Source organism: Variovorax sp. J31P207, assembly GCF_030316965.1.
GTDB lineage: Bacteria > Pseudomonadota > Gammaproteobacteria > Burkholderiales > Burkholderiaceae_C > Variovorax > Variovorax ginsengisoli_B.
In genome coordinates, this window is the sequence record NZ_JASZYN010000002.1 from 1,062,415 (window position 1) to 1,088,885 (window position 26,471).

Genomic DNA, 26,471 nt, shown 5'->3' on the forward strand with positions numbered 1-26,471 from the left:
GTCAGGCCCAGCTCACGTTGGCGCGCATGCCGAGCGCGCCGTGGCTGTCAGCCGTCCACAGGCTCGCGCCCTTCCCCTCTGCGGCCGGCGCGCCGTTCAAGGTCAGCGCATCCGTGTCGAAGGCGGGGCGCAGCGCGCGGAAGTCGAAATGGGCGATGCGCGACGCTGATGCTTCGCGCTGGACCAGGTCGAGCAGCAGCGTCGCCAGCAGAGGACCATGCACCACCAGCGCCGGGTAGTGCTCCTGCTGCGTCGCATGGTCGCGGTCGTAGTGGATGCGGTGCCCGTTGTACGTCAGCGCCGAGTAGCGGAACAGCGTCGCCGGATCGGCCTTCCAGTCGCTTCGCCATGCCGCCGGGTCTTTGGCCGGCGCGCCCGGCGGCAGCGGCGCGGCACCGGTCGGCGCCTCGCGGTAGACGATGTGCTGCAGTTCCCGCAGGCAAGTGCGGCCCTGCTGGGACAGCAGGTGCTCCACGGTGACGAACACCAGCGGACCGCTCTGCCCCTGCTTCTGCTCCACCGACCGCACGGTCGACACCTTGCGAGCGTCGTCGCCGATCCGGAGTGGGGCCTCGACGTCGATCTCGCCCGCGGCCCACATGCGCCGGGGCAGAGGCACCGGGGGCAGGAAGCCGCCACGCTCCGGATGGCCGTCGACGCCGACAGCCGCGCGCGCAGGCGTTTCCAGGAAATAGAGCCAGTGCCAAGGCAAGGGCAGCGCATCGCCGACGGCCGGCGCCTCCGCGTGATCGAGCAGACCGGCCAGGGCGCGCGCGGGGAACGGGTCGATGCGCTGCTCGGCTTCCTGCCGCCGACCGACCCATTCGCGCAGGTGGGCGATGTCGATTTCCGGCACGGCGGTCATCAGCGTGCCGCCTCCGCCGTGCAAAGGGACAGGCCCAGCGCCACGCGCCGCTCGAGCCAGGGGCTGGGCCGGTAGCGCGGATCGCCGGTGACCGCCTGCATGCGCCGCAGGATCGCGAGCACCCGCGCACCGCCGATGCGGTCGCCCCAGGACAGCGGACCTTGCGGATAGCCGAGCCCCAGCTTCACGGCGTCTTCGATGTCTTCCACCGACGCGATGCCGCGTTGTGCGATCTGCGCCGCGATGTTGACGATCGTGGCCAGCACCCGTTGCACGATGAAGCCGGAACTGTCGTTGATCACCGTGACGCCCACGCCGTCATGTGCGCACAGTGCGTGCGCGGCGTCGCGCATGGCCGGCGCGGTGGCCACGGTGAGCATCAGGGTGCGATGACGCGCCAGTCCGGGTAGCGGGTCGAGCGCGACGCAACGCGTGGCATCGAGTCCGAGCGCCACCGCCTCGCCGGTGGCGTCCCCGCCCCAGGGCTGGACGATCAGAAGCGCCTCGGGCGTCGGGCGTTTGACCCATTGCGCCCCGGCGGCCTGCACCAGCGCTTTCAACGCCTCGCGCTCCGCCGCCTCCGGTGCCACCCAGACCTGGAGTCCGGCCGGCAGCGCCGGCACGGGCCGTGCTGCCGCCAGCTGGGGCAGATCGCCCTCGTAGGCATACCAGCCCCGACCCGCCTTGCGTCCGAACAACCCTGCCGCCACCCGCGGCGGCACCAGGGACGAGGGGCGAAAGCGCGGCTCCTGCTGGAACTGCTCGTAGATCGAACTCATGACCTTGCTCGACACGTCCAGTCCCGTGAGATCGAGCAGCTCGAACGGCCCCATGCGGAAGCCGGCCGCCTCGCGCAGCACCCGGTCGATCTGGTCCACGCTGGCCGACTGCTCTTCGAGCAGGCGAAGCCCTTCCGTGTACAGGCCGCGACCCCCGTGATTCACGAGGAATCCCGGCTGGTCCGCCGCGACCACCGCGCGATGGCCCGCCCCCGCGACCAGGTCACGCAAGGTGGCCACCACCGCCGGCGCGGTGCGCACCGCTGCAATCACTTCGGCCACCTTCATGAGCGGCACCGGATTGAAGAAGTGCAGTCCCGCCACCCGCTGCGGATGCGCGCACGCGGCGGCGATCTCGGCCACCACAAGCGACGAGGTGTTGCTCGCCAGGATCGCCTGGGGCGAAACCACCGCTTCGAGGCTGCGGAACAGCGCGCGCTTGGCCTCGAGGTCTTCCACGATGGCTTCGATCAGGACGTCGCAATCCGCGAGCTCCTGCATCGTCGCCGCGGCATGAATCTGACCGCGGATGCGCTCGAACGCATCGGCATCGATGCGGCCCTTAGCGACACCGCGACCGATCATGCCGACGACGAACTCCACCGCCTTGTCCGCGGCGCCTTCGAAGCTGTCGAAGCAATGCACGCGGTGCCCGGCCTGGGCGAAGAGCTGGACGATGCCGCGGCCCATGGTCCCGGCGCCGATGACGGCTATCTTGAGTGTGTCTGTCATGGTCATTTCCCGGTGAATTCCGGACGTCGCTTGACGAGGAAGGACCGCATGCCCTCGGTCTTGTCGGGGGTGTCGAAGAGCAGAAGGAACTCGCGGTTCTCCAACGCGAGCGCCGCATCGAGCGGCAGGTCCGGGCCCTGGCGCAGCATCCGGCGCGTTGCCGCGACCGCCTTGGGCGGCATGCGCGCCGCCTTGCGGGCCAGCGCCGTCGCACGTTCCAGCGCCTGGCCCTCGTCGGCCAGTTCAGCCACCAGCCCGAGCTGGAAGGCGCGTTCGGCCGTGAGTTGCTCGCCGGTCAGCAGCAGCATCGCGGCCACCGGCCGACCTACGGCGCGCAGCAGGCGCTGGGTGCCGCCGGCGCCGGGCATGATGCCCACCGCCAGTTCCGGCTGGCCGAAACGCGCCGTCGGGTCGGCCACGATGAAATCGCACATCATGGCCAGCTCGCAACCCGCGCCGAGCGCGAAACCGGCGACAGCGGCAATGGTCGGCTTGCCGCACTGCGCGACCGGCGCCCAGTACTGGCCCAGATCGATGCCGGCGACCTGCTGCGCACCCTTGTCGACCAGCAGGTTCAGGTCGGCGCCGGCCGCGAACACGGTGCCGCCGGTGATGACGATGGCCCGGATCGCCTCGTCATGGTCCAGCGCCATGACCGCCTCGGCGATCGCCCGGCGCATGGCGATGTCGAGCGCATTGCGCTTCTCCGGCCGATTCAGCATGACGATGCCGACGGCGCCGTCGCGCTCGACCCGCACGCCCTCCGGTGCCGGCCCGGTGGCGCCGCCCGTCATGCCTTCGCTCCCGGCAGCGCGATGAAATCGGCGGCTCGCCTGTTCTTGAATGCATCGTAGCCTTCGCGGAACTCGTCGCCGGTCAGGCTCACCGCCTGGTCGTCCTCCTCGCGTTGCAACTCGAAGTCGAGCGAGGACGACACACGCGTGAGCCGACCCTTCATTCGCGCGAAGGCGCCCATCGGAAGCCGCGCGAGTTCGCTCGCCTTCGCGATGGCGCTGGCCATCACCTGGTCGTCGGCCACCAGGACGTCGGCCAGGCCGATGTGCAGCGCTTCCTCGCCGCGCACCGGCTCGCCCGCCGTGATGATGCGCCTGGCTTCGCGCACGCCGACACGGCGCGGCAGCGTCAGCATCTGGCCCCAGTCCGGCACCAATCCGAGCTGGAGGAAGGGAAACAGGATGCGGGCCCCCGTACCCACGACGATGTGATCGCCGAGCAGCGCCAGACCCACAGCCGCACCGGCACCGATGCCTTCGACGGCACTCACCACCGGGATGGGCAAGCCCGCGACCATACGGCACAACACCGCGACGTGCTGCATGCGTGCCCGTGCGCCAGCCTCGTCCAGGCCCAACATGCTCGGCACATCGCCGCCGGCCGAGAACACGCCCGCGACCCCGCCGAACACCAGCGCACGCACGCTGGCGTCGTCCCGGATGCCGGCGATCGCGGCGGTGAGCGCCTGCCGCACATCGTGGTCGATCGCGTTGCGCTTGTCGGGGCGGTTGATCAGGAGACGGGCCACGTGTGGGGCCGGCCGGTCCAGCAACACCACGGGATTCGGATTCGCAGGGACAGTCATGGGCCTTGGCATTCGAGTGAAGGGATCGGTGCGCCCGGTCAGGCGACCTGGCGGCCGCGGCCGGCCCAGTGCGACTCGCGCAGCTTGTTCTTCTGGATCTTTCCGGCGCCGGACAGCGGAAGCTCGGCGCGCTCCTCGACGCTGCGCGGGCACTTGTAGCCCGCGATCAGCGTCTTGCAATGGGCGATCAGCTCCGCTTCCGAGACGCTCTGGCCCGGCTTGAACACCACGACCGCATGCACGCTCTCGCCCCATTTCTCGCTCGGGACGCCGATCACGGCGCAGGCCGCGATGGCCGGGTGCTTGAGGACGGCGTTCTCGACCTCGGCCGAATAGACGTTCTCGCCGCCGCTGACCACCATGTCCTTCATGCGGTCGACGATGAAGATGAAACCTTCTTCGTCCATGTAGGCGCCGTCGCCGGAATGCACCCAGCCGTCGCGCAAGGTGCTGGCGTCGTCGGCCGGCCGATTCCAGTAGCCCGTCATGGCGGACATGCCGCGGGCGGCGATCTCGCCCACCGTGCCGCGTGGCAGTTCCTTGCCCTCGGCGTCCACGATCCTGATCTCGGCCAATGCCGCCGCACGCCCGGCCGAGCGCAGCTTGCCCAGGGCGCGGCCCTCGGCCGTGTGGTAGTAGGGCGGCAGGTAGCTCACGCAGCCGGAGAGCTCGGTCATGCCGTAGCCCTGCATCAGCGCCAGCTGCGGGAAGGCGACGGTCAGGCGATCGAGCAGCGTCTCGGCGATGGGCGAGGCGCCGTACACCAGGAACTTCAGGCTCGTCAGGTCGAACTGGCTGAACTCGGGGTGGTCCAGCACCATCTGGATCATGGTCGGCACGAGCAAGGTGTCGGTCACGCGCTCGTTCTGGACCGTCTCCATGAACTGCAGCGCGTTGAAGCTCGGCAGCAGGACGTGCGTGCCGCCGGCGATGAACTGCCACCAGACGCCCATGGCGCCCGCGAGATGGAAGACCGGCGCCGCGTGCAGGTACACCGGGCCCACGGGGTAGCCCATGGCCAGCCGGTTCAGGGCCGCGCCGAGCAGGCTGTCGTGGGAGGCCATCACGCCCTTGGGGAAGCCGGTGGTGCCGCCGGTGTAGAACACGGCCGCCAGATCGGCGCCGCCGGCGCCCACGTCGTCCACCGGGTCGGACTGCGCGATCAGCTGCTCGTAGCCGATCATGCCCGCTGGGCAGGCGCCGTCGCCCAGATGGATGACTTCGCGCAGCGTGCGGGATTCGGCCCGCACCTCTGCCATCAACGGCAGATGGGCATCGTCCACCAGGAGCTGCGCGGTCCCGCAGTCGTTGAATGAGAAGGCGAGCTCCTTCGCGCTCCAGCGGGTGTTGGCCGGATTGATCGCCGCGCCGAGCCAGAACACCGCCATGAAGACTTCCAGGTAGCGGTCCGAATTGAGCGACAGGATACCGACCCGGTCGCCCTTCTTGACGCCGAGGCCGCGCAGGCCGCCGGCCAGGCGCTGGACGCGGCCGACGAACTCGGCATAGGTCTGGCGGCGCCCGCAGGCGATCGTCGCGATGCGCTGCGGGTTCTGCTGCAGCGCGCGGTGGATGGATTGGGTGATGCTGACCATGACCTGCTCTTCAGGCGCCTTCGAGGCCGACGATGGAAACCGAACAGACGTTCTGGGAAGGCTGTCCACCCAGGTTGTGGGTCAGGCCCACGGAAGGATGGCCCAGCTGGCGCGGCCCCGCCCTGCCTTGCAGCTGCAGGTACATCTCGTAGAGCATGCGGATGCCGCTGGCGCCGATCGGGTGGCCGAAGCACTTGAGGCCACCGTCGATCTGGCAGGGGATCTTGCCGTCGGCATCGAACTTGCCATCGAGCACGTCCTTCACGCCGGCGCCGACGTCGGACAGGCCCAGGTCTTCCATCGTCACCAGCTCGGTGATCGAGAAGCAGTCGTGCACCTCGGTCATGCTGATCTGCTCGCGCGGCCGCGTGATGCCCGCCTCGGCATAGGCGCGCTGCGCCGCGATGCGCGCCGTGTGGACGTAGCTGCCGTCCCACTCGTTGGACTGCAGCTCCCAGCCGTTGGAGGTCACGATCTGCAGCGCCTTGAAGGTCACGAGATCGCGCTTGCCCAGGCTGCGTGCAATGTCTGGTCGGGTGACGATCACAGCGGCGGCTCCATCGGACACGCCCGCGCAGTCGAACAGGCCCAGCGGCTCGGCGATGATCGGCGCCTTCAACACCGTCTCCTCGCTGACTGCCTTCTGGAAGTGCGCCTTGGGATTCTTCGCGCCGTTGGCATGGCTCTTGACCGAGACATGCGCGATCGCCCGCTTGAGCAGCGCCGCATCGACGCCATGCTTGCTCCGGTAGGCCGAGGCCAGCTGTGCGAAATTGGCCGGCGCCACCGCATTGGGATACCACTGCGGAATGTAGGTGCCGACCGTGGCCACCGGCAGGCCGCCGTAGCCGGTGTCCTTGAGCTTTTCCACGCCCAGCGCGATCGCGATGTCGCAGGCCCCGGCCGCGACCGCATACACCGCGGCGCGGATGGCCTCGGAGCCGCCGGCGCAGAAGTTCTCGACGCGCGTCACGCCAATGTTGGGCAGGCGCAGCGCAATGCCCATCGGGGTGCCGCCGCGGCCGGTACCGACGTCGTCCATGTGGGTCGAGAACCACGCGGCGTCGAGCTGCTCGGGTGAAATGCCGGCATCGGCCATGGCCTCGTTGTAGGCCTCGACCATGAGATCCTCGGGACTCGCGTCCCAGCGCTCGCCGAACTTGCTGCACCCCATCCCGAGGATGGCGACCTTGTCCTTGATACCTGCGGCCATGATTTACTCCGATCCTTTTTCCGTTGCGGCGGTGCGCACCGGGGTGGCTTTCCAGAAATAGCGGGTGTAGCCGCGGCGGTCGTCGATGTCCTTGATGCGGAAGGTCATCTCGACCGCGCTGCCGGCGTCGATCTCGCCCTCGCCGGTGTCGGTGAACTCCATGAGCACGCGGCCGCCGCCGTCGAAGTCGACCTGGCCGTAGCGGTGCGGCGGCGAGCGGTGGAACGAAAGAAACTCGGCCGACCAGCTCAGCACGGTGCCGCGGCGCTCGGCCAGCTTGTGCGGCTTCTGCGTGTCCTGCAGCGGCTTGCCCTGGTCGTACGAGATGCGCGACGGCGGGAAGTGCACGCTGCCGGTCACCTCGCAACGCCCGGCGACCAGACCCAGGATCGCGCTGCGATGGCGGTAGGCGGTGGACAGTGCGGTCTTGCGGTCCTGCTCACCGCGCATGCCGCGCTCGAGGTCAAGTTGTTCCTTGAAGGACAGGAAGCGCGTGTACGCCGTTTCCTCGACACCGCGGCGAATCCATTCGCTCACCCCCTTGGCCGGGCGGAAACGGCGGACCTCGTCGGTGACGCGGAACACCATCGCCTGCGCCCCGCTGCCGAACTGGGCCAGCAGAATGTGCTGGCCGGGCACCGCGCGCTCGAGCACATGGGCCAGCAGCAGCATGCCGTGCGCCAGGCCGGTGTCGCCCACGCGCGCGGCCAGCGAATCGACCACCGCCTCGGCGCGCACGCCGCAGGCCTTGGCCAGCTGCTGGTCCATCTTCTGGAAGGTGGTCGGGAAGATGAAGTGGTCGATCTGCGCGGCCTCGATCTTCGCCTCGGCCAGCGCGGCCTTCACGGCCCGCGGCACCAGCTTGGTGATGCCCTCGTCGCGCACCCAGCGCTCCTCCCAGGCGTAGTCGATGTCCTCCCCCGCGGCGCGGAAATGGTCGACGAAATCGACCGTGACCGTACCGGCGCCCAGGTACTCGGCCAGCACCTTGTCGCGGCCCACCTGGAGTGCGGCGGCGCCGTCGCCGAAGTCCAGTTCCTGCGAACTGGCTGCGCGCGTCTTGCGGTTGTCGGAGGCCAGGACCAGCACATCACCGCCGCCGCTGCGCACCTGCGCCACGGCCTGGGCCAGCGCCGACAGGCCCGCACGCTGCGAGCCGGTGACATCGGCCGCCTGCACGTCGTCGCGCAGGGTCAGCGCTTCGCAGACCACGCCGGCGTTGAGTCGCTCGGCGAAGGGCAGTGTGCCTGACGCCAGCAGCACGCTGGCGATGCGGGAGCGGTCATCCGCCGCGCCGAGGCAGTCGCGCGCCGCGGCCACCGCCATCGTGATGCTGTCTTCGTCCCAGTTGGCGAAGGAACGCGTGCCCTTGGCGGCGTGGACGAACTGGGGGGCGTACCAGGCGTTGGCCTCGGCCGCCGCGCGGCGCAGCAGCCGCAGGCGGGGCACATAGCCACCGTATCCAACGATTCCGAACATGGTCAGGACTTTCTCGTGAAGGAAGGGGTTGGGAAAAGGCTTCGAACGAAGGCGCCGATGGCGCGCCGGGCGGCGCGCGCCTCGGGCAGGTCGTCCGGGAACTGCTGGAAGACGTGGATCATTCGGTCCCACACCTCCAGACGCACATCGACGCCGGCCGCCTTTGCCTTCGCGGCAAAGTCGACCGAGTCGCTGAGCACGGTCTCGCGGTCACCGACCTGGATCAGCAGCGGCGGCAGGCCATGCAGTTCGGCGAACAGCGGCGACACCCACGGATGCCGGGCATCGCCCTCGGCACCGAGCGCGTTGCGCGCCATGGCGAGGATCATCGGGCGCTGATGGATCGGGTCGCTCTGCGCGCGCGACACATAGCTCTCGCCCGCAGCCGTCATGTCGGTCCAGGCGGACATCAGCACCGCGCCCGCGGGCAGCGCGCGGCCCGCATCGCGCAGCTTGATCAGTACAGCCAGCACGAGGCTGCCGCCGGCCGAGTCGCCCACGAGGACGATGTCGGAGGGCCGCGTGCCCTGCGCGATCAGCCAGTCGTAGGCGGCGCAGGCGTCTTCGAGCGCCGCCGGATGGCGATGCTCGGGGGCGAGCCGATAGTCCAAGCCCAGCACGCGGCAAGCTGCCGCCGCGGAAATTCCGGCCATCAGTTCGCGGTGCGAACGCACCGACCCGACCTGGAAGCCTCCGCCATGAAAATACAGCACCACGCGTTGCGGGTCCGCCCCCGGTGCGGTGATCCACTCGGCGCCCAGGCTGCCGATGGTCAGGGGCTGCACCTCGGCGGCCACCGCCTGCCCGCCGAAGAGCGCATCCCAATCCGCGCGCATCTGCGCCACCGTGGTGTTGCGGCCCCAGCTTCGGTAGACCGACAGTACGCGCCCGATGACGCCGTCGAGCTGTTCGTCGGAAGCGGTGGTCTGGGGCGCGCTCATTGGCCGCACCCCATGCCGCCGGAAACGCCCAGGGTCTCGCCGGTGATGAATGCCGCGGCATCGGACGCCAGGAAGGCGACTGCCGCGGCCACTTCTTCGGGCGTGCCCAGCCGGCCCGCCAGCGTGGCGCCCTTCATGGCGTCCAGCAGCTTGTCGCCGCCGGCGGCCACGGCTTCGCGCAGCAGCGGCGTGTCGATCGGACCCGGTGCGATCACGTTGGCCGTGATGCCCTTGCGGCCGTTCTCGCGTGCGATCGAGCGCGTGAAGGCGATCACGCCGCCCTTGGCGGCCGCATACACCGCCGCGCCGCGCGAGCCCATCCGACCGGCCTCGGAGGCGATGTTGATGATGCGGCCGAAGCCGGCCGCCTGCATCGCGGGCAAGGCCGCGTGCGTGGTGGCGAACACCGACTCGAGATTGACCGCCAGCAGCCGGCGCCAGTCGGCGATCCGGGTCTGCGTGAAATAGGCGTGCTGGTCGATGCCGGCGTTGTTCACCAGGATCTGGTGCGGCCCGGTCTCCAGCACCGTGCGCTGCGCGCGCTCGAGGTCCGCCACGTCGAGTTCCACGGCGGTGGCGCCGATCTCCTCAGCCAGCGCCTGCGCGCTCGCGATGTCGAGGTCGGCAATGGTCACGCGTGCGCCATCGGCCGCCAGCCGGCGCGCGATGGCGGCTCCGATGCCCTTGGCACCGCCCGTGAGGAACACGCTGTGCATCGCGCTCATTGCCCGGTGAAGCGCGGCGCGCGCTTCTCGATCACCGCAGCCAGGCCCTCCAGCGCATCCTTCATGCCGGCCAGCTGGGCCTGGGTACGGTTCTCTTCGGGCATCGCGGCTTCGGCGCCGAGGCCGAGCCCGTTCCACAGCAACCGCTTGGTGGCCGCCAGTGCCGCCGGAGCACCGGCCGCCAGCTGGCGTGCCAACGACAGTGCTTCGTCGGCCAATGCGGCGTCGGGCACCACGCGCGAGATCAGCCCCATGCGCAGTGCCTCGGCGGCGTCGATCACCGGGTTGAACAACAGGATGTCCATGGCCTTGCGAAAGCCCACCAGCTGCGTGAGCGTCACCGAGACACCGGCATCGGGCACCATCGCCACGCGCGTCGCACCGGCCAGGAAGCGGCTCGATTCGCCCGCCACGACCACGTCGGACGAGCACACCAGACCCATGCCGCCGCCGCCGGCCGCAAAACCCTGAACCGCACAGACGACGGGCGCATTGAGCCGCATCAGCAGCGCCACCACCAGCTGCAGGTAGGAGGTCGCCATGCGGATGTAGTCGGGCAGTGCCTCGCCCTTCGACAGGAAGGTGTGGACATCCCCGCCAGCGCAGAAGTGCTTGCCCTCGCCCGTGAGCAGCACGGCGCGCACCCGGCCATCACCGTGCACCTGCATCAGCACCTCGTGCAGTGCCTTGAGCAATTCCATGTTGAGGCCGTTCGAGGCTTCGGGTCGGTTCAGGCGCACATGGGCCACGCCGTCGGCATGCAGCTCCAGCCGTGCCGGTCCCTCGGCGACCAGCACCTCGATCGAGGGGCCGTCGCTTCGCTTGTCTCCAGTCATCTTTCTTCTCCTGCCTCGCGGCGTGGGGTGCAATTCGGAGCTAGATCAGGAAAGCCATCGAGTAGAGGGCTCTCTCGTTGTTGGTCAGCACCACTTTCTTGCCAGCCATGCGCAGCGTGTTGCCTTCGCGGCGCAGCTTGTATTCGTTGCGCGAACCCCAGATCGTGTCGCCGCGCGCATGCGCCTCGAACACGATCGCATTCGCGCTGACGACCAGATCGGTGCCGTCGTTCTCGAGAATCTCGACGTTCGAGATCACCCTGCGCAGCGGCGATCTCGGCGACTGGCTGTAGCGCTTGCCGGTGTAGAACTGGCGCACGCGCAATGCGATGCGCGAGCGGTTGTCATAGATGATGGACATCTCCTGCTCCGGGTCGCCGGCCTCGCCGTTGGCAGGAATCCAGTAGACGCCGTCGTCGGTCCACAAGGCCTCCCAGGCGTCGTACTCGTGGTTGTCCTGGTGACGCGCTTCGCGGTAGATGAACTGCGACACCTCGTGGTGAAGCAACAGGTCCTCGATTTTGATGTTCACGACGCCTCCATGAGCGACCGGTAGTGCCGCCAGATGCCGCGCGTCGGCGTCTCGTCCGTGGCGTCGCCGATCAGGTAACCGTTCTCGTCCGTGCGCTCGCGATGCTTGCCGCGCCCCAGATAGAGCCATTCCGGACTCTTGGCCTGGACGCCGAGCTGGGTTCGTTCATACATCTCTGCGTCGTCGGCCAGCAGGAAGCCGGCCGGGCCGACCGAGCCCATGGTCTGCTGACGCAGACGGCGATTCAGGTCGGGTGCGCCCTTGAATTGCAGCGCCGTGACGTGCTGCACGGACTCGTTGAACGCCAGCGGCTGGATCACGAAGAGCTGGATCTCCGCGATGAAGAGATTCGGGTAGATCATGATGTGCGGCGTGCCGTCGATCATGATCTTGCGGGCCTGTTCCACGCCGTAGGCAGCCTCCATGCGCTGCGTGTATTCGGGCAGGCGGTCGGCGGTGGTGTTGAACCAGCTCATCGGGATGTCGCGCTTGCGAAACTCGGGCCGTAGGTCGTTCTCGGAATGTCCCTGGCCGAAGTAGCGCGAGACCGCCGTCGAGTCGCTGCTGTAGAGCGAGCCGATGCCGCTTTTCGCGACCTCGAAGATCGAGGCATGCACGAACGACGGGTGATAGCCGTCTGTCTCGTTCTCGACTAGGAATTTCCAGTTCGACTTGACCTTGTGCTTCAAGAAGCCCGCCGTGACCTGGACCTCGCCCTCGGGCGAAGTCAGGCAGAGCGCATCGATGGCCGCCATCGCCGCGCCGAGGTGCTCTTCCAGTGAGGGGCCCTCCGCCGCCATAGAGCCAAAGACAAACCCCTTGTACGAGGCAACGCGCGCCACTTTTCCGAGCCCGAGTTCCGAGCGATCGACGCCCTCATAACCTGAGGGAAAGGGATAGCCGCGCAACGCGCCGTCGTTGGTGAAGGTCCAGCCATGGTACGGGCATGTGAAGGACCGCGCGGACCCTTTCTCGGTCATGCACACCCGATTGCCTCGGTGCGGGCAGCGGTTGTGCAGGAGATGGATCCGGCCTTCGCGGTCCCGCGTCATCAGGATCGGCTCGGGCCCGATCGACTTCATCACATACTCGTTGGGCTGGGGCACTTCGCTTTCGTGGCCGACGTAGACCCAAGTGCGAAACCAGATCTTGTGCAGCTCTTCCTCGAAGATCGTCGGATCGGTGTAGAGCGAGCCGTGCACCTCGTTCTCTCGGACCAGGTCACCCCACGCACGGGGCTCGGCTTTGGCGCGGGCAATCGGAATCACCGGGGCACAGGTACTCATGTTGTCACCTTCACAAAGAGTGTTGCTGCAAGGCGCAAAAGCATTGCGATGCGCTGTCGTTGATTCGATAATAGTCCGACTGGACGGTCTATGTCAACAACACTGAACGGCCTGGTCCACCAACATTTCCCGCCTTTGAGGGATCTGACAAACCTATGAGATGCAGAGAAAACCCATGCTTCAAGTAACCTTCATAGAGCACGACGGCACCCCGCACCTGGTGTCCGCCCCACCCGAACGCACGCTGATGCAGATTGCCTTGGACAACGGAGTGCCAGGCATCCTCGGCGACTGCGGCGGCTCCTGCAGTTGTGCCACCTGCCACGCCTACGTCGATGCGCGATGGGCCGACAAGCTGCCTCCGACATCGGAGACGGAGACCTTCATGCTCGAGGGCGTGCCGGACCCGCGCGAGAACAGCCGTCTGTGTTGCCAGATCAAGATGCAAGCCGCTCTGGACGGCATCGTCGTGCAGTTGCCGGAGGTGCAGGTCTGAGCCGACGCGGCTCAGTTGCCGTGAGCCGCTCGATCCTCTGGCTTCCTCGGTGACGGATTTCTTTGCCTGTAGTCGTGGGTCCGCTCCAAGTAGGCGTCTCCGCAAAGTTGCCCGAGCGGTGTGACTCGACCCGGCAAGCAATGCAGACAAATCGCGGCCCAATCGTCCAACGGCAGGGAGCGGCGTCATGCTGCATTTGCGGGAGCGCCAACATAGTCTGCAGCGTTGCCCCTAACAGTTCCGATACCGCGAGCGGCATCGCCTCGTCGCGCAGACCCGCGTTGACCAGTGTGGGTGACGTGATCGACAGCTTGCTTTCGCGACAGTCGAATCGATCGCGCTCAACGGGTTGCAGCATGCAATGCGGCCCTTCCCTCCAGTGGAGGCTTGAGTGTCTCGGAAGAGGCGCGCGACCGCGCTTCCCTTCCGACTCTTCACGAAATCAAGCGATAAACAGGCGCGCAGCGGCAACACCGCGTGAACGAACGCGAGAGCACAAGCGATCGTTGCAGGTATACGCGCGGTTCGTATCGCGATCGCGTAGGGGTCGGCGGCGGCAGAGTGGCCGACGACCGACAGCTCATGCCGGTGAGCCCGAGCGGCCCGAAGATCCGCGCGGCCAGCACGTCACCCAGCAGTTGGCCGGTCAACGCTTCGATCTCCATACTGACTAGCACCACGTTGGTGTTGCTGAGCTGGTATTGCTCGCCGGGGAGAAAGGCCGGTTTCACGGCGCGAACGAGAAGGCTACGAGCTCCTGCGGCGTCCAAACGAGCAGCGTTTCCTTGGCGACGACCTGGAGAAACCCCCTGTTGGTAGTCGGACAGTTCGATCTGGTTGCCGGCGAGATCGGCCAAGTCGACCAGGTTGCCGTACGACCCGCCCGCTATCTGGCACCCGATCCGGTGGTCCATCGCAAGCTGACCGGCTGCCAGCCGAGGGAGAAGCGTCACCGCGAAAGCGCCATCGGCGTGGCGTAGGCAACGTCGGACTGCCCGCAGGCGCGCGTCCACTGCGCGTGGCGGGCCACGCGTCATCCATGGCGCTTGCTCCTGTCGGCGCTTGTCTGAGGGTCTCGGGCCAGTATCGGCACCCCCAGAGCGGCCGTTCTTTTTTGGCCACTGCGGCCGTACCCAGCCAATTGCTTGCTCAGCTTGCGGATGCAGATGGCTCCGGCGCCGCGGAGGTCAACAGCGCCGTGGCGCTCGTGGACGCGCGCAGGCTGCGGGCCTTGGCCGCCTTCTTGGGAGCCTTTGCTGCAGCCTTGCGAGCCTTGGTGCGGCAGCCGCCTTCTTCGCCGGAGCGGCCTTCTTCGAAGGCACGCCCTTCTTTGGTGCAGCTTTCTTTGCGCCCGATTTTCAGCCTTGGCTTCGAGAGCCGCGACAGGAGCAGCAGTGACCTTTGGGGCGCGAATCGACTTCTTCGCCGGTGCTGCAACCGCGCGGGCCTTGCGGGTGGCCTTCTTCGCCACTGCAGCAACAGGCGCGACCGCCTTTTCGACCGAAGGCGCTGCCACGACGCCAGACTGGTCAATGAGGAACTTGTCGCAGTTGCGAACGCTTGCAATCCAACCGGGAGCTTTGCCGAAGCCGGTCCAGGTCTTGCCCGTCTTCGGGTGCCGGTACTTGAGAATGCCTGCGCCCTTTCGCTCTGCCTTGCCACCGCCCAAGGCCTTGCCAGTGGCTGCCTTCAACGCCTTGGCGCCACGGCCAAATAGGTGCTCGGCGGTCAGGCCGAATGTCGCAATCGACTCCTTGATTTGCGCAACCACCTTTGTCATCTCAGCTTCACGGAGGGCATCCGCTTCTCTCTCGAGTTTGGCGATGGCGAATTTGGCGCGGCCGCTGCGCTGGGCAGGTATGCCAGCTTCTTGAGGCCGGAATCGGCCTCGCGGGCGCTCCCGGCGGCACGGTTTGGTGCAAAGCGCACCATTTCCGCACCAGCCACGTCGGCCGGGCCAGAGGGCTCACCCGCTCCGGCTGAAGAAATGCGCAGCCTCGTCAGTCCTCGACATATGGCTATCTACCGACTGCGCGAAACGAGGCTGCGCGACGCGGAGGCCTCATGCCTACTACGCGCCGTATGACGACGCGCGAGGCGCCGAGCGGGAGGAGCGAGCAGGTCCTTCGTCGGTTTCTTGCCACGGATTCATCTCCGGGGCGACAAATGGATGCCAGCGATCATGCAGCGGACCGATCCGCCCGCCATCTCGATGGTGGGTACCGCCAGCGGCGACAGGCGCGCCGAGCGCTCTATGCGAGACTTCTGCGCCGGCGTCAGGCTGTCGCAGGCCCGCTGCGAGAGCGCGAGGAGTCGGCCATCGCGGCCGGTGAGTTCTATGGCATTGCCCGCGAACTCGCCGATCTGGGCATGGCTCAGGTCGATGACCTCGCGGCCCGATTCTTCCAGCCGAGCACGCACCTCGGCGGCGCGCCGCGCGTCTGTGATCGTGTCCAGTCCGATCAATGCGAACTCCGTGGCCACGCACATCAGCACGTTGGTATGGTAGATGGGCTGCCCGGCCGCGTCGGCCGTGTCGAAGACCATGGGCTCGAAGTTGAAATGCGTGCTGAAGCGTTCCAAGGCCACCGGGTTGGCGCGATTGGAACGGGCGGCATAAGCCACGCGGGCCAGGTGGTCGAACACCATGGCGCCCGTGCCTTCGAGGAACAGGTTGTCCTGCTCAAGACCCGAGTAGTCGATCACGTCCTGCACGCGATACTCGGCCTTGAGCATCTCGATCACGTCAGAGCGGCGCTCGCGCCGACGGCTCGGCGAGTACATCGAATAGATCGCTACATGTCCACCCGGGTGGGTGGAGAACCAGTTGTTCGGAAAAACCGAGTCGGGGGTATCACGCTCCCCCTCATCCTCGAAGAGGTGGACGCGCACTCCCTGAGCTTCGAGGCATTCGGCAGCGGCCGTCACCTCGCGATGACCCGCGCATGCCAAGGCCTCGGCTTGGCCCTGCTCGGCCGCGCTCTGGAAGGCATTGTCGACAGCAGTTTCAGGATTCGGCGTGAACCGATGAGGACGGATCATCACGACGGCTGCAGGGGCCTGGATGGAGCGAATAGCGGACATGAGTGGCGCGACTCCCTTGCTCTTTCCTGGACTCTCAAGCGGCCCGGCGCATGACCGCGCGGGATGCACCCGAACGGGTATGTCGAAACAGATCCTTCGGATCGTCGGCCCAGGGCACCAGTTCGACTTCGATGCCGAGATTGCGCTTGACGGCCTGTTCATTCACGTAGCGCAGCGTCGAATAGTCTTCCAGCGCGAAGCCCACGGAATCGAACACCGTGACCTGCTGGACACTCTCGCGCCCGGGCAGCGTCCCGGCCAGCACGCGCCATAGGTCGACCACAGGGAAGTCGCGCGGCAGTTGCTGGATGTCGCCCTCGATCCGGGTCTGCGGTTCGTATTCGACAAACACGCGCGCACCGCGCAGGACATCCGCATGCAGTTCGGTCTTCCCGGGACAGTCACCACCCACGCCGTTGATGTGCATGCCGGGCTCGATCATGTCCGGCGTGAGGATGGTGGCGTAAGCCTTGTCGGCGGTGACAGTGGTCACGATGTCGGCGCCGCGCATAGCCTCGGCTGCGGAGCTGGCGCGGATGATCCTCAGCGAGGGATAGACCGAGAGATTGCGGACCAGTTTGTCCGTGGCGCGCGGGTCCACGTCATAGACCGCAATCTCGTCGATCCCAAGGTGGGCGTGGAAGGCCAGCGCCTGGAACTCACTTTGAGCGCCGTTGCCAATCAACGCCATGCGGCGCGCATCAGGTCGCGCCAAGGCGCGTGCTGCCATCAGCGAAGTGGCGCAGGTGCGCAGCGCGGTAGCCACGGTGAGTTCCGACAGGAGCACGGGATATCCGGTTTCGACTTCGGCCAGCACGCCGAACGCCATCACGGTGTACAGCCCGCGTTGCGTGTTGCTCGGATGCCCGTTGACGTACTTGAACGCATAGCTCTTGGCATCGGACACGGGCATGAGTTCGATCACGCCGATGTCGGAATGGTTGGCGACGCGAGCAGACTTGTCGAAATCGCGCCAGCGAACAAAGTCTTCCTGGATGGTGTCGGCCAGATCGCCGATGAACTTGGCCACGCCGATAGCCTGCACGAGGCGGGACATGGTGGGAACGTCTACGAAACGGGTCATATGAACTCTCTTCAAGGTTCGGCCGCAGGGTGCAACCGTGTCGAAGATTGTTCTTTGAAAGGGAGCCAATGTGAACAGCTCAAGTTGTCACTTTATTCCGATTTCAATACAATTTGCTCGATTGATTTTCCAATCTGCCAAATGGACGACACGGACCGCCAACTCATTTCCCTGCTTCGTGCCGAGGCAAGGACGCCCGTCGTCGCGCTTGCAAAGAAGCTGCGCGTGGCGCGCGCAACGGTGCAGAACCGCATCGCGAAGCTGGAAAGCGACGGGACCATCGTCGGCTATACAGTGCGCCTCAAGCCCGAGGTGGAATCCCATCACATCCGCGCGATGATGAGCATCGAGATCGAGGGGCACCACGGGGAGGCGGTACGCCGCGCACTTCGCGGGAATCCCAATGTGTCCACCTTGCATACGACCAACGGGCGGTGGGACCTCATCGCTGAACTTCGGGCCGATACCCTGGAAGCATTTGACAGTGTTCTCACCGCAATCCGCTCGACTCAAGGCATCTCAAACACGGAGACGAGCATTTTGCTGTCCACCCACAAGCTGTGAACGCCAGCCGCCGGCTGAATGCGCAACGATTGATCGCTACGCGATGCGCAGACTAGAAATCAGGGCGCAGAGCCCGTGGCTGTGTCGAGATGGATTGACTCGTTGAACAGAAGAGACGGCGGGTCGTCCCCACGAGCCCGCGAGCGTTGCCCGACGAAGGGCATGTCGCCTCCCGCAGACGCGAGTGGATCGCCGAGCCGCCGCCCTCGGCCAAATAGATCTGCGAGTGCGGCTCATCCTGAACGCACTGCGTTCGACCTCCATTCCAGGCGAGGCCGGTCCTCCTAGAGTCCTCCGCGAGCCTCGGTGCACCGCATGGCCTTGATGAAGCCGTCGCTTAGGTCGGGGTCTCCATGTAGACCTACATGGCTGAGCGCCAACCCCCGTGTGGCCCGCATCCTGACATCTCGCTCGGTCGTGAGGTACGTCGACGTCGTTCCGATCGATGCATGCCCGAGGTTGTTCTGCACCACCTAAAGGGGCACCGGTATCTGCCCTGCCCTGCAGAACATGCGAGTGCGGCACAGTGCGTGCTGGCCTTTTGAGTCGCTGGCCCTCATCCCCTTCGAGGATGCCGGCTGCCTGCGCTAGAAAGGTTTTGATCGCCCGGTCGACCCGCGAAGCCGACCAGGCGACTGGCCGCACCAACTCGATGTCGAAACCCGCTATCAAGTGGATGCCCCGATTGCCCGGTGCACTGACCCCGCGCTCGAGCCCATGATGGGCCAGCTCATCACCCAGTTCGTGCGGCACTGGTCCCTTTCGGGTTCGCCCGCCCTTGCCCAGCAGGCAACAAGCGCGCCACCCGAGAAATCGGAAGGCAAGGGCACTTGCTTTTTGTCGCGTGTCCGCTGGGCGACGGAAGTCCTCGCTCCCCGCCATACTTGGAAGCTGCAAGGAAAAGGGCCGCAAAGCGGCCCGTTCTTGTGCTCTCTTCGGCCGTACCCGGCCAGTGGCGCTATCAGCTTGGCGATGCGCAACCCGAAGTCCGTCCACAACGAGCAGCCCAGGAAGCCGACGCCGGCGATCAGCACCTCGTCGCAGTCGAGGAAGTGAACGCCCTGCTCTTTCGCTTGGGGGCGTCCATCCCATTGCTTACAGATCAACAACCACTTGCTTCTTCGGTGGCGCTGGAGGTTGCGCGCCAATCAATACCAGAGCACGAGCTCGAAGCGTGCTAGGCGGTGTTCGTCTTGAAGATGCTCGTCGAACACGAATCCGTTCAACTCAACAATGCGGCAGCGCTTTTGAGCATGACTAGCGCTGTCATGACAGATTTATCTATGACCAATCTCCCCTACTCCAAGATCCGCCTCGCCAATGGCATTGCTTTCATGTCTGGCGACATCGCTTATGCCGACGACGGCACCATTCCTGAAGGCATTGAGGCGCAGACCGCGCTGGTGTTGATGCGGATCGGCGCTACGCTTGCGACCGCCCGACTGGATCTAGATGACGTCGTGCAGGTGGCGATCCACTTGGTCGAAGGCGTCGACTTTGCGGCCTTCAACGCGGAGTACCGCAAGCATTTCCGCGATCCGCTCCCGATTCGCACGACAGTGGTCGCCAGCCTCCTGGCACCCCGCGCACGTATCGAAGTCACCGTCACCGCGACGCAGCGCGACTGATCCGTGCGAGCGTACTGAGGTCGGTCAGCGGCGGCGCGGCGCGGAGCTTTCCGCCTTCCGACCTGTCGCTGCGCTGGTACGCGGTGGCGCTGGGCATCGCGACAAGCGTCGCGTTACCGGAATTGACTTCTCATACCCCGACGGTGCTCGTCATCTCTGCGCGAAGATACCGGGCAGGCATCTCATCGATGCCGAAGGTGCTGCAGGGGATGACACTTTGATTGATCAGGTTCCGAAGTGGATGCTGGGCAACGCTGCCTCAGGGAGTGGCGGCCCAGCCGAGGCTGGCGCCTTGCAGGCCCGGCGTGCCGCTGTTGCCGCCTCGGCCGTTCTTGGTACCGGCCTGCCGTGATTCCCCGCTGAGCCCGCCACGTGGGCCGTACAACGAACCTTGCGGTGGATCGCCCAGTTGGGCATCGGAAGCCCAACGCGTTCTCCGCACCTATTCGACGCACCCCGTCGCCCTGACGCTCGCCGGCGTCCTGCGTCGGTGCAGGCAGACTGGTGGCGAACCCGCCCCAACAAGGGTTGCTTGGGCCAATGGCCTTAACTACTTCAAGTGTTCAGTAGACACCTGATGTGCATGGAGTGCCTCAAGTATCGGGGAGTCGCTGAAGCGAAACAGGTCTAGCGGCGCATTGCCCGTGGTATCGCACCGTGCCGCAAAAGGCATCCACGAGGGAACGACGAACATGTCGCCGCGCCCGACAGCCCATTGCTTGTCGCCCACTGTCACGCTGCCAGTGCCTTCGAAGACCTGGTACACCGATGAACCAACCTCGCGCCGCGTCAGTGTCCTCGCGCCGGGTTTGATGCGGTGCATCTCGCAGCGGATGGTCGGCAGCACGTCGCGCCCGTTGCTCGGATTCGTGAAGCGAACGGCTGCGTGCCCCGGGCTCAGCGTTGCGCCATGCCCCTCCTCTTCGAGCGCCAACTGGTCGGCCAAGGCCCCGTCAGTATCGACCCAGCGATAAGCCAGCAATGGCGTGGCCGACGGCGCGTCCGGCTGCGACAGCGGGTGCAAGCCTGGGTGGCCCCACAGTCGCTCGGATCGCGAGAACTCCGGCGTGCTCATCTCGACCGTCCCAACGCGCTCGCGCCCGAACTCGAAGAACTGCGATTCCGTGTAGTGCGAGAAAGGAATGTCCAGTCCATCGATCCAAGCCATGGGCGCGCTGGCCGCGTTGTGATGGGCATGCCAGTTCCAGCCGGCTTGCGGCAAGAAGTCGCCCCGAGACATCCGCACCGGATCGCCATTGACGACGGTCCATACGCCTTCCCCCTCGACCACGAAGCGGAAGGCATGCTGCGTGTGCCGGTGCTCTGGCGCGTTCTCGCCCGGCATGAGGTACTGGATGGCCGCCCACAGCGTGGGCGTGGCGAAGGGCCTGCCGCCCAATCCCGGATTCGCGAGCGCAATGGCGCGACGCTCACCGCCGCGGCCAACGGGCACGATGCGGCCCGCCTCGCCGGCCAGTTGCACGAGCCGGTCCCACCGCCAGAGGTGTGGCAGGGACTTGCTGCGCGGGTTCTGCGGCATCAGGTCGCCGATCTCCGTCCAGAGCGGGACGAGCAACTCGCTCTCGAAACCACGGTAGAGCTGTTCCAGCCCAGGACTGGGATCGGGCTGGCCCTTGGCGGCAACCGCCTTCAGGCGCACGGGGGACGGCATGGTTTCGACGGTCATGGGTGTACTCCTGCGCCTATTCGGCCGGGTCGATGTTGAGCGCGATCTCGCCCACGCCCGCGACGCTTCCCTTGATGCGGTCACCCGGTTGCAGCGGACCAACGCCTTCCGGCGTGCCGGTGAAGATCAGGTCGCCCGGTTGCAGATGATAGAAAAGCGAGAGATCTGCAATGATCTCGCGGATGTTCCAGATGAGCTTGTCGAGGTCGGACCTCTGGCGCGGCTGGCCGTTCACCGTCATCTCGAGTGCTCCCTGTTCGAGCACCGTGCCTGCCATGGGCACGACTTCGGAGACGACCGAGGACTCCTCGACGTCCTTGCCCAGATCCCACGGGCGACCCTTGTCGCGCGCCACCAGTTGCAGGTCGCGACGTGTCATGTCCAGGCCGCAGGCATAGCCGTAGACCAGCTTGTGCGCGTCTTCCTGCGACACGCGGAAGCCCGGCGCGCCGATGACCAGCACCAGTTCCATCTCGTGGTGATAGTTCTTCGTCTCCGGCGGATAGGCCACGGTCGCGCCCGACTCGACTAGCGTCTGCGGCGCCTTGGTGAAGTAGAACGGCCGCTCGACGCTCTTGTCGACAGGCTTTCCCATCTCGACCGCATGCGCGTGGTAGTTGCGCCCCACGAAGAACAGGCGGTTGATGGGAAGGCGCTCCGTCTTGCCGCGAACGGGCAGTGATTGAACGGCAGGAGGAGTCCAGAGATAGGTGGTAATGGTCATGGGATCCTGAGAAGGAATTGCTGGTTATGCCCAGCCCGGGCGAACGTCACGGCGCCCCAAGACCCATTCACTGCTCGCATCAAACGCAGTCAGTCTCCTCGGGTTCCACGTGCATTCAGCAAAGACCGCGACGGCCAACGTTTGCCTCCGAGCCCGGGCTTGAGATGGGCGATCGCAGAGTACGCCCTCCCAAGACAGTAGCGTGGGTCAGACCTCGGCCAGTGCGGGCCGAGCGGGCGCCACGGCGACGACAGTCTCCGGAAGAGGTGGCCGAGGTGGCAATGCCGCGATGGCCGCGTCGTCGATGATCGAAAGGCCAGCCCCGCGCAGCAGTCGCACCAGCGCTGCGATCTCTTCGGGCTTTGGAGCCGGCATCGGACGGCGCATGTAGGGGTGCGGCACGAGCCCGCGCAGCCAGCAGGCGACCTTGTAGCGAAGGTGCAGGCGCGACAGGTCGCTGTACATCCACTCTTGCAGTTCGCATAGCCCGCCATCCCACAACGCCAGCGCCTCCTTCGCGCGGCCCTCGCGCGAAAGCTTCATGTGCTGAAGCATGGGCTCCATCGCATAGTTGAACGAGCCAGTGACCGTGCCATCGAACAAGTCGCATGCGATTGCTTCGTGGAACACCGCGGCGCATGCGCCGAGTACGGTGACGGGATTTTTCCGTGCATGCAACGCGCGACCCACACGCTTCCAACCTTCCCAGTTGTAGGTCATCTTCCAGCCGATCATGTTTGTCACCGCGTCGCAAATGGCCATCGTAGTTTCTGTCGGGATGCCGATGCCGTATGCCATCGTCGCCGAGCCCACAGGGTGGGCGATCATCGGGAGATCACAGGCTTCATCGATTGCCTTGATGTCGTCGAGCCAGACTTCCGGGTAGAGGGTCGGATTCCAGGAGGTGGTGACGTCGATGGCGCCGATGGGCGGCATCACGAACAACCCATCGACCTTGAGTTCCTTCATGTCCTTGGCAACGCGCACGGTGCCTTCGGTGGTGACATCGAGCACGCCTGCGAGCACCGGCACACGTCCGGCCACTTCGTCCATCACGATACGCGTGACAGTCTGCTTTTCCTGCCGCGACATGTAGAACAGTTCCCCAGCCTCAGGATTGACGATGAGACCGATGTTGTGCTCCTCGCCTTGCTTGAGAAAATATTGCACCAACCTCCGGAGCGCCGGCTCATCCAGTTGATAGCTGTTGGACAGCCATGGGTTGACCATCGCGATGTAGTTGCGGTGAGCGAGTTCTTTTTTGCTAAAGCGCGTCATGGGTATTTCCTTTGGAGAGAGCGAGAGGGTGGAGGGGAAAGGGTTGGGCTACGGAGAGATTTCTTCGAGTGCTCGGCCTTTTGTCTCGACACCGAGCACGGCGGTCACGATGCTTCCCAGAAGTGCAAGCACAGCAAACACACCGAACACCACGTTGAGTCCGCCGTCGGCGACGATCGCACCTACGATGACCGGACCTGCGGCGGACGCCAGACGCAACCAAGCGCTGGCTACGCTGACGCCGAATGCCCGCACGCGTGTCGGGTAGAGCTCCGGCGTGTACAGGTAGAGCGCAGTGGCGCAGGAAGCAATGAAAAAGTAGCTGACCGAGGCACCGATCACACTGCCGTGGCGTCACCGGCGCCTTGGAGATAGAGCAATGCCATGCCAATCGCGCCGAGCAGGAAGCCCCACATGAACCAGGGCTTGCGTCCGACGCGATCGATCAGAAACGCACAGAAGACCGAGCCCAGAAAACCCGCGAAGGTGGTGATCAGGCCATATTGCAGCGACGTTTCCAGCGACAGCTTGAACACCGTCCGATAGATTGTCGGCAGCCATGTGGTGACGCCATAGGTCAGTACGTAGGCGCAGATCCAAAGCGCCCAGATCGCAAGCGTGCGCCGCAGGTAGATACCCGCAAAGAGTTCTCGCCACAGACGCGGTCGTTCCTCAGTTGCCGAAGTCAGGGCCATCGGCGGGATGTCTTCACCCGGGTAGAGCCGGGTGAGCACGGCCTTCGCCTCTTCAATGCGCCCCTTGGAGACCAGCCAGCGCGGTGATTCAGGCAGGAGCCTTCGCATGAAAAGGACCATCACCGCTGGCAATCCGCCGATGACAAACATGGCCTGCCACCCAAATGTGGGAACCACCCAGGTACCGAGAAAGGCCGCAGCCAACAGGCCCGCGGGAAAGAGCAATTCGTAGAGCATGAAAAAGCGACCTCTGCCCTTGCTCGGGGCCAGCTCGTTCACGTAGGCCGCCGCCGCAGGTACTTCTCCGCCCAAGCCGAGGCCCTGGATGACTCGAAGTGCCACCAGGACGCCGAAGCTTGGCGCCGCGGCACACGCCAAGCTCGCGACCGCAAAGATTCCAACCGTGATGCTGGCTACTCGCACCCGGCCAATGCGCTCGGCGAACCAACCAAACAGGAGTGCTCCCACCAGCTGACCGGCAAACCCAGCGCCGATGAGGGCCCCGATCTCGCCTGGGCTCAACTTCCATGCGCCGACAAGCACTGGCAGCACGAAAGCAATGGCCAAGGCATCGAATGCGTCGAAGAAGGTGGCTGTACCCATGATCACCCTGGCGCGTACGAGAACGCCTTTCGCCGGCTTTCGATCCAGCGCTGCCGAAATCAATGGCTTGGGGTCTGTTCCGAGTAAGCGGTCAGCAGGCTCGTTCATGGTGATCTGCACGGCGATGCCTTTGTTGATGGAAGGTGTGTATATTCCATTTAGGCCAACTGATTATCCATAGTGGAAACCCTGAGATCTAAACTTGGTTACCAACGGAGAAGAAATGAGCGACATCGAAGAGGCAGCCAATGAGAAGCGCGGCATCCAGTCTGTGGACGCAGCATTGGCTATCCTGCAAGCTGTGTCCGCGGCCGGTGGACCCAGAGCCTTGGGCGCAATTGCCAAAGCCACGGGGAACGCAGCGAGCACGACGCACCGCTACTTGGTGAGCCTGATGCGCGGAGACTTGGTTCGCCAGGATCCAAACACAGGCTGGTACGACCTTGGCCCCGGTGCTTTGACGCTGGGCAGCGCTGCACTTCAGCGCATGGACGCGGTGGGAGTCGCGCAATTGCAAGGCTCTCGACTTGCGGCAAACGCTGGGGAGACTTGTTTCGTTTCCATCTGGACCGGCGATGGACCGCTGGTGGTTCGTTGGTTCCACGGGCGCAAGCCGCTGTTCACCTCGGCAGGCGTTGGAACAGTGTTGCCGTTGATGCTGTCTTCGGCCGGGCAAGTATTCGCGGCGCACCTGCCCCCGCACATGATTCAAGCGTGCCTGGACAAGGAAGACCCACCGCTCGCGTTCAAGAAGATTGCTGAGTCCCTGGAAGCGATTCGCACACGTGGATTTGCATGGATCGATGGATTGATCATCAGCGGACTGCGAGGAGTGTCAGTGCCGGTGCTTGACGTCCAAGGACAGATTCAATGCGCCCTGACTTTGCTCAGCACGGACTTCGCCTTGGTCAAGTTCCCCAACGACGCGCACCGCCAACTCATCGATGCTGGGCGCGAAGCATCACGTCAGCTAGGCTTTCAGTCCACCGGGATTTGACCAGGCCTGCGATGCCCAGGAATCAGCCTTCAGACGCGCCGCAGTTCCTCATACGTCGCATCGAAGCGCGTGTGAATGTGAATTGAAGTGCGGCCGTTGCGCTCCGTAACTTTTCGCAAGGAAGCGAGGGGGCCAGTTCACGATCCAAGCTTAGAAGCGCAAGATCTCGCGGAGCGAAATACGAATGGCAGGCGGCCGCGCAAGCCGCGGTAACCAGCGTTCTGTCAGATCTGCAGTGGAACCGGCGTGACGCCGTGAACCAAACGCTCGAACAGGTCATCGCCCCCATCCGTCCCCCTTTGAGCAGGATCTCCATGCCATCGAGTTGTGGCACGTCGCTTCGAAGGGTTCTGGTGCAAACAGGGCATGCGTTCGCTGGTACCTGCGCTTCAAGCTGAGCCTGCGCGACCTGGTGGAGATGATGGCCGAGCGCGGCCTGTCGATGGCCCATACGACCATCATGCGCTGGGTACAGCGCTTCGCGCCTGAGTTCGAGAAGCGCTGGAACCGATTCGCCCGCAAGGCCGGCCGATCGTGGCGCGTGGACGAGACCTATGTGAAGATCCGCGGCAGGTGGACCTACCTGTACCGAGCTGTCGATCGAGAAGGCCAGACAGTCGACTTTCGCTTGAGCGCCAACCGTGATGTGAAGGCGGCCAAGGCATTCTTTCGCAAGGCGTTGAAGACCCAGGGCCGCGCGCCGGTGAGCGTCACGCTGGACGGCTACGCCGCCTCGCATCGCGCGGTGCGAGAACTGCCCGCGCAGAACCCTCGGTGGAAAGACACTCGGCTGCGATCGTCGCGCTATCTGAACAACATGGTCGAGCAGGACCATCGAGGCGTGAAGTCGCGCATCAAGCCCATGCTCGGCTTCAAGGCCTTCGATTGCGCGGCCGTGACTATCGCTGGCGTCGAGCTGCTGCAGCGCATTCGCAAGGGTCAGTTCAATCTCGGCCGGCTGCGCCTGAAAGGCCAAGCCGCGCCCGCGATCTGGAACGCAGTGCTTTCAGCCTGATCGACACAACGCACGCTGGAAGGTGTTCGGCTG

General features: G+C 65.5%; 26 protein-coding genes. 5 read left to right on the top strand and 21 right to left on the bottom strand.

Annotated features, from left to right (window positions below; all coding sequences use genetic code 11):
* Window position 1 precedes the first annotated feature (1 nt).
* The 12 genes from QTI68_RS10730 to QTI68_RS10785 are packed head-to-tail and all read right to left on the bottom strand — an operon-like array spanning window position 2 to window position 12,583.
* Window positions 2-865: an HTD2 family dehydratase gene (locus QTI68_RS10730; protein ID WP_286521450.1), complete on the bottom strand. Its 864-nt coding sequence runs from the start codon at window positions 863-865 to the stop codon at window positions 2-4.
* Window positions 865-2,376, bottom strand: a complete 1,512-nt coding sequence (locus QTI68_RS10735; RefSeq protein WP_286521451.1) for a 3-hydroxyacyl-CoA dehydrogenase — start codon at window positions 2,374-2,376, stop codon at window positions 865-867. Before QTI68_RS10735 ends, QTI68_RS10730 begins: the two co-directional genes overlap by 1 nt.
* Window positions 2,377-2,378: 2 nt before the next feature.
* Window positions 2,379-3,170: an enoyl-CoA hydratase-related protein gene (locus QTI68_RS10740; protein ID WP_286521452.1), complete on the bottom strand. Its 792-nt coding sequence runs from the start codon at window positions 3,168-3,170 to the stop codon at window positions 2,379-2,381.
* Window positions 3,167-3,976 carry an enoyl-CoA hydratase/isomerase family protein gene (locus tag QTI68_RS10745; RefSeq protein WP_286521453.1) on the bottom strand — a complete coding sequence of 270 codons (810 nt, stop codon included), beginning with the start codon at window positions 3,974-3,976 and terminating at the stop codon, window positions 3,167-3,169. Before QTI68_RS10745 ends, QTI68_RS10740 begins: the two co-directional genes overlap by 4 nt.
* A 38-nt stretch (window positions 3,977-4,014) precedes the next feature.
* Window positions 4,015-5,571 carry an acyl-CoA synthetase gene (locus QTI68_RS10750; protein WP_286521454.1) on the bottom strand — a complete coding sequence of 519 codons (1,557 nt, stop codon included), beginning with the start codon at window positions 5,569-5,571 and terminating at the stop codon, window positions 4,015-4,017.
* 10 nt (window positions 5,572-5,581) lie between these two features.
* Window positions 5,582-6,784, bottom strand: coding sequence for an acetyl-CoA acetyltransferase (locus QTI68_RS10755; RefSeq protein ID WP_286521455.1), 1,203 nt, complete (start codon window positions 6,782-6,784; stop codon window positions 5,582-5,584).
* 3 nt (window positions 6,785-6,787) lie between these two features.
* Complete coding sequence (locus QTI68_RS10760) at window positions 6,788-8,263, bottom strand: hydroxymethylglutaryl-CoA synthase family protein (protein ID WP_286521456.1); 1,476 nt, start codon at window positions 8,261-8,263, stop codon at window positions 6,788-6,790.
* Window positions 8,264-8,265: 2 nt separating this feature from the next.
* On the bottom strand, window positions 8,266-9,204 hold the full coding sequence (locus QTI68_RS10765) for an alpha/beta hydrolase (RefSeq protein WP_286521458.1): 939 nt from the start codon (window positions 9,202-9,204) through the stop codon (window positions 8,266-8,268).
* Window positions 9,201-9,929: an SDR family oxidoreductase gene (locus tag QTI68_RS10770; RefSeq protein ID WP_286521459.1), complete on the bottom strand. Its 729-nt coding sequence runs from the start codon at window positions 9,927-9,929 to the stop codon at window positions 9,201-9,203. The genes QTI68_RS10765 and QTI68_RS10770 overlap by 4 nt, the downstream gene beginning before the upstream one ends.
* Window positions 9,926-10,765 carry an enoyl-CoA hydratase/isomerase family protein gene (locus tag QTI68_RS10775; protein ID WP_286521460.1) on the bottom strand — a complete coding sequence of 280 codons (840 nt, stop codon included), beginning with the start codon at window positions 10,763-10,765 and terminating at the stop codon, window positions 9,926-9,928. The genes QTI68_RS10770 and QTI68_RS10775 overlap by 4 nt, the downstream gene beginning before the upstream one ends.
* A gap of 40 nt (window positions 10,766-10,805) precedes the next feature.
* Window positions 10,806-11,297 (bottom strand): aromatic-ring-hydroxylating dioxygenase subunit beta, encoded by a 492-nt coding sequence (locus tag QTI68_RS10780; RefSeq protein WP_286521461.1) that lies wholly within the window; start codon window positions 11,295-11,297, stop codon window positions 10,806-10,808.
* Window positions 11,294-12,583 (bottom strand): aromatic ring-hydroxylating oxygenase subunit alpha, encoded by a 1,290-nt coding sequence (locus tag QTI68_RS10785; RefSeq protein WP_286521462.1) that lies wholly within the window; start codon window positions 12,581-12,583, stop codon window positions 11,294-11,296. The genes QTI68_RS10780 and QTI68_RS10785 overlap by 4 nt, the downstream gene beginning before the upstream one ends.
* A gap of 175 nt (window positions 12,584-12,758) precedes the next feature.
* Between QTI68_RS10785 and QTI68_RS10790 the strand changes: the two genes are divergently transcribed.
* Entirely contained in the window at window positions 12,759-13,079 is a 321-nt protein-coding gene (locus QTI68_RS10790; protein ID WP_286521463.1) for a 2Fe-2S iron-sulfur cluster-binding protein, read from the top strand.
* A gap of 434 nt (window positions 13,080-13,513) precedes the next feature.
* On the opposite strand, the gene QTI68_RS10795 is transcribed toward QTI68_RS10790, so the two are convergent.
* From QTI68_RS10795 to ocd, 4 genes are all read right to left on the bottom strand, one after another.
* Window positions 13,514-14,116, bottom strand: a complete 603-nt coding sequence (locus tag QTI68_RS10795) for a serine hydrolase (protein ID WP_353506414.1) — start codon at window positions 14,114-14,116, stop codon at window positions 13,514-13,516.
* Window positions 14,113-14,859, bottom strand: a complete 747-nt coding sequence (locus QTI68_RS10800) for an H-NS histone family protein (protein WP_503011645.1) — start codon at window positions 14,857-14,859, stop codon at window positions 14,113-14,115. Before QTI68_RS10800 ends, QTI68_RS10795 begins: the two co-directional genes overlap by 4 nt.
* Window positions 14,860-15,227: 368 nt before the next feature.
* Complete coding sequence (gene ctlX / locus QTI68_RS10805) at window positions 15,228-16,163, bottom strand: citrulline utilization hydrolase CtlX (RefSeq protein ID WP_286521466.1); 936 nt, start codon at window positions 16,161-16,163, stop codon at window positions 15,228-15,230.
* A 34-nt stretch (window positions 16,164-16,197) separates the two neighbouring features.
* The gene (gene ocd / locus QTI68_RS10810) at window positions 16,198-17,247 is read right to left on the bottom strand and encodes an ornithine cyclodeaminase (RefSeq protein WP_286521467.1); all 1,050 of its coding nucleotides are present in this window, start codon (window positions 17,245-17,247) and stop codon (window positions 16,198-16,200) included.
* Between the two features lie 141 nt (window positions 17,248-17,388).
* Here ocd and QTI68_RS10815 point away from each other — a divergent pair, with 141 nt between their 5' ends.
* The gene (locus tag QTI68_RS10815) at window positions 17,389-17,811 is read left to right on the top strand and encodes an Lrp/AsnC family transcriptional regulator (protein WP_286521586.1); all 423 of its coding nucleotides are present in this window, start codon (window positions 17,389-17,391) and stop codon (window positions 17,809-17,811) included.
* A 1,199-nt stretch (window positions 17,812-19,010) separates the two neighbouring features.
* The gene (locus QTI68_RS10820) at window positions 19,011-19,439 is read left to right on the top strand and encodes a RidA family protein (RefSeq protein WP_286521587.1); all 429 of its coding nucleotides are present in this window, start codon (window positions 19,011-19,013) and stop codon (window positions 19,437-19,439) included.
* A gap of 550 nt (window positions 19,440-19,989) precedes the next feature.
* Here QTI68_RS10820 and QTI68_RS10825 read toward each other — a convergent pair.
* From QTI68_RS10825 to QTI68_RS10845, 5 genes are all read right to left on the bottom strand, one after another.
* Entirely contained in the window at window positions 19,990-21,126 is a 1,137-nt protein-coding gene (locus QTI68_RS10825; RefSeq protein ID WP_286521469.1) for a cupin domain-containing protein, read from the bottom strand.
* 16 nt (window positions 21,127-21,142) lie between these two features.
* The gene (locus QTI68_RS10830; RefSeq protein WP_286521470.1) at window positions 21,143-21,850 is read right to left on the bottom strand and encodes a fumarylacetoacetate hydrolase family protein; all 708 of its coding nucleotides are present in this window, start codon (window positions 21,848-21,850) and stop codon (window positions 21,143-21,145) included.
* 207 nt (window positions 21,851-22,057) lie between these two features.
* Window positions 22,058-23,128, bottom strand: coding sequence for a dihydrodipicolinate synthase family protein (locus QTI68_RS10835; protein WP_286521472.1), 1,071 nt, complete (start codon window positions 23,126-23,128; stop codon window positions 22,058-22,060).
* Between the two features lie 48 nt (window positions 23,129-23,176).
* Entirely contained in the window at window positions 23,177-23,470 is a 294-nt protein-coding gene (locus tag QTI68_RS10840) for an MFS transporter (protein WP_286521474.1), read from the bottom strand.
* On the bottom strand, window positions 23,467-24,546 hold the full coding sequence (locus QTI68_RS10845; RefSeq protein WP_286521475.1) for an MFS transporter: 1,080 nt from the start codon (window positions 24,544-24,546) through the stop codon (window positions 23,467-23,469). The genes QTI68_RS10840 and QTI68_RS10845 overlap by 4 nt, the downstream gene beginning before the upstream one ends.
* A 103-nt stretch (window positions 24,547-24,649) precedes the next feature.
* On the opposite strand from QTI68_RS10845, the gene QTI68_RS10850 reads away from it, so the two are divergent.
* Complete coding sequence (locus tag QTI68_RS10850; protein WP_286521476.1) at window positions 24,650-25,423, top strand: IclR family transcriptional regulator; 774 nt, start codon at window positions 24,650-24,652, stop codon at window positions 25,421-25,423.
* A 319-nt stretch (window positions 25,424-25,742) separates the two neighbouring features.
* The gene (locus QTI68_RS10855; RefSeq protein ID WP_503011653.1) at window positions 25,743-26,438 is read left to right on the top strand and encodes an IS6 family transposase; all 696 of its coding nucleotides are present in this window, start codon (window positions 25,743-25,745) and stop codon (window positions 26,436-26,438) included.
* Window positions 26,439-26,471 lie beyond the last annotated feature (33 nt).

Coding starts and splice junctions, on each gene's coding strand:
- QTI68_RS10730 (WP_286521450.1), bottom strand. CDS start 865: ATGACCGCCGTGCCGGAAATCGACATCGCCCACCTGCGCGAATGGGTC.
- QTI68_RS10735 (WP_286521451.1), bottom strand. CDS start 2,376: ATGACAGACACACTCAAGATAGCCGTCATCGGCGCCGGGACCATGGGC.
- QTI68_RS10740 (WP_286521452.1), bottom strand. CDS start 3,170: ATGACGGGCGGCGCCACCGGGCCGGCACCGGAGGGCGTGCGGGTCGAG.
- QTI68_RS10745 (WP_286521453.1), bottom strand. CDS start 3,976: ATGACTGTCCCTGCGAATCCGAATCCCGTGGTGTTGCTGGACCGGCCG.
- QTI68_RS10750 (WP_286521454.1), bottom strand. CDS start 5,571: ATGGTCAGCATCACCCAATCCATCCACCGCGCGCTGCAGCAGAACCCG.
- QTI68_RS10755 (WP_286521455.1), bottom strand. CDS start 6,784: ATGGCCGCAGGTATCAAGGACAAGGTCGCCATCCTCGGGATGGGGTGC.
- QTI68_RS10760 (WP_286521456.1), bottom strand. CDS start 8,263: ATGTTCGGAATCGTTGGATACGGTGGCTATGTGCCCCGCCTGCGGCTG.
- QTI68_RS10765 (WP_286521458.1), bottom strand. CDS start 9,204: ATGAGCGCGCCCCAGACCACCGCTTCCGACGAACAGCTCGACGGCGTC.
- QTI68_RS10770 (WP_286521459.1), bottom strand. CDS start 9,929: ATGAGCGCGATGCACAGCGTGTTCCTCACGGGCGGTGCCAAGGGCATC.
- QTI68_RS10775 (WP_286521460.1), bottom strand. CDS start 10,765: ATGACTGGAGACAAGCGAAGCGACGGCCCCTCGATCGAGGTGCTGGTC.
- QTI68_RS10785 (WP_286521462.1), bottom strand. CDS start 12,583: ATGAGTACCTGTGCCCCGGTGATTCCGATTGCCCGCGCCAAAGCCGAG.
- QTI68_RS10790 (WP_286521463.1), top strand. CDS start 12,759: ATGCTTCAAGTAACCTTCATAGAGCACGACGGCACCCCGCACCTGGTG.
- QTI68_RS10795 (WP_353506414.1), bottom strand. CDS start 14,116: ATGACGCGTGGCCCGCCACGCGCAGTGGACGCGCGCCTGCGGGCAGTC.
- QTI68_RS10800 (WP_503011645.1), bottom strand. CDS start 14,859: ATGACAAAGGTGGTTGCGCAAATCAAGGAGTCGATTGCGACATTCGGC.
- ctlX (WP_286521466.1), bottom strand. CDS start 16,163: ATGTCCGCTATTCGCTCCATCCAGGCCCCTGCAGCCGTCGTGATGATC.
- ocd (WP_286521467.1), bottom strand. CDS start 17,247: ATGACCCGTTTCGTAGACGTTCCCACCATGTCCCGCCTCGTGCAGGCT.
- QTI68_RS10815 (WP_286521586.1), top strand. CDS start 17,389: ATGGACGACACGGACCGCCAACTCATTTCCCTGCTTCGTGCCGAGGCA.
- QTI68_RS10820 (WP_286521587.1), top strand. CDS start 19,011: ATGCTCGTCGAACACGAATCCGTTCAACTCAACAATGCGGCAGCGCTT.
- QTI68_RS10825 (WP_286521469.1), bottom strand. CDS start 21,126: ATGACCGTCGAAACCATGCCGTCCCCCGTGCGCCTGAAGGCGGTTGCC.
- QTI68_RS10830 (WP_286521470.1), bottom strand. CDS start 21,850: ATGACCATTACCACCTATCTCTGGACTCCTCCTGCCGTTCAATCACTG.
- QTI68_RS10835 (WP_286521472.1), bottom strand. CDS start 23,128: ATGACGCGCTTTAGCAAAAAAGAACTCGCTCACCGCAACTACATCGCG.
- QTI68_RS10850 (WP_286521476.1), top strand. CDS start 24,650: ATGAGCGACATCGAAGAGGCAGCCAATGAGAAGCGCGGCATCCAGTCT.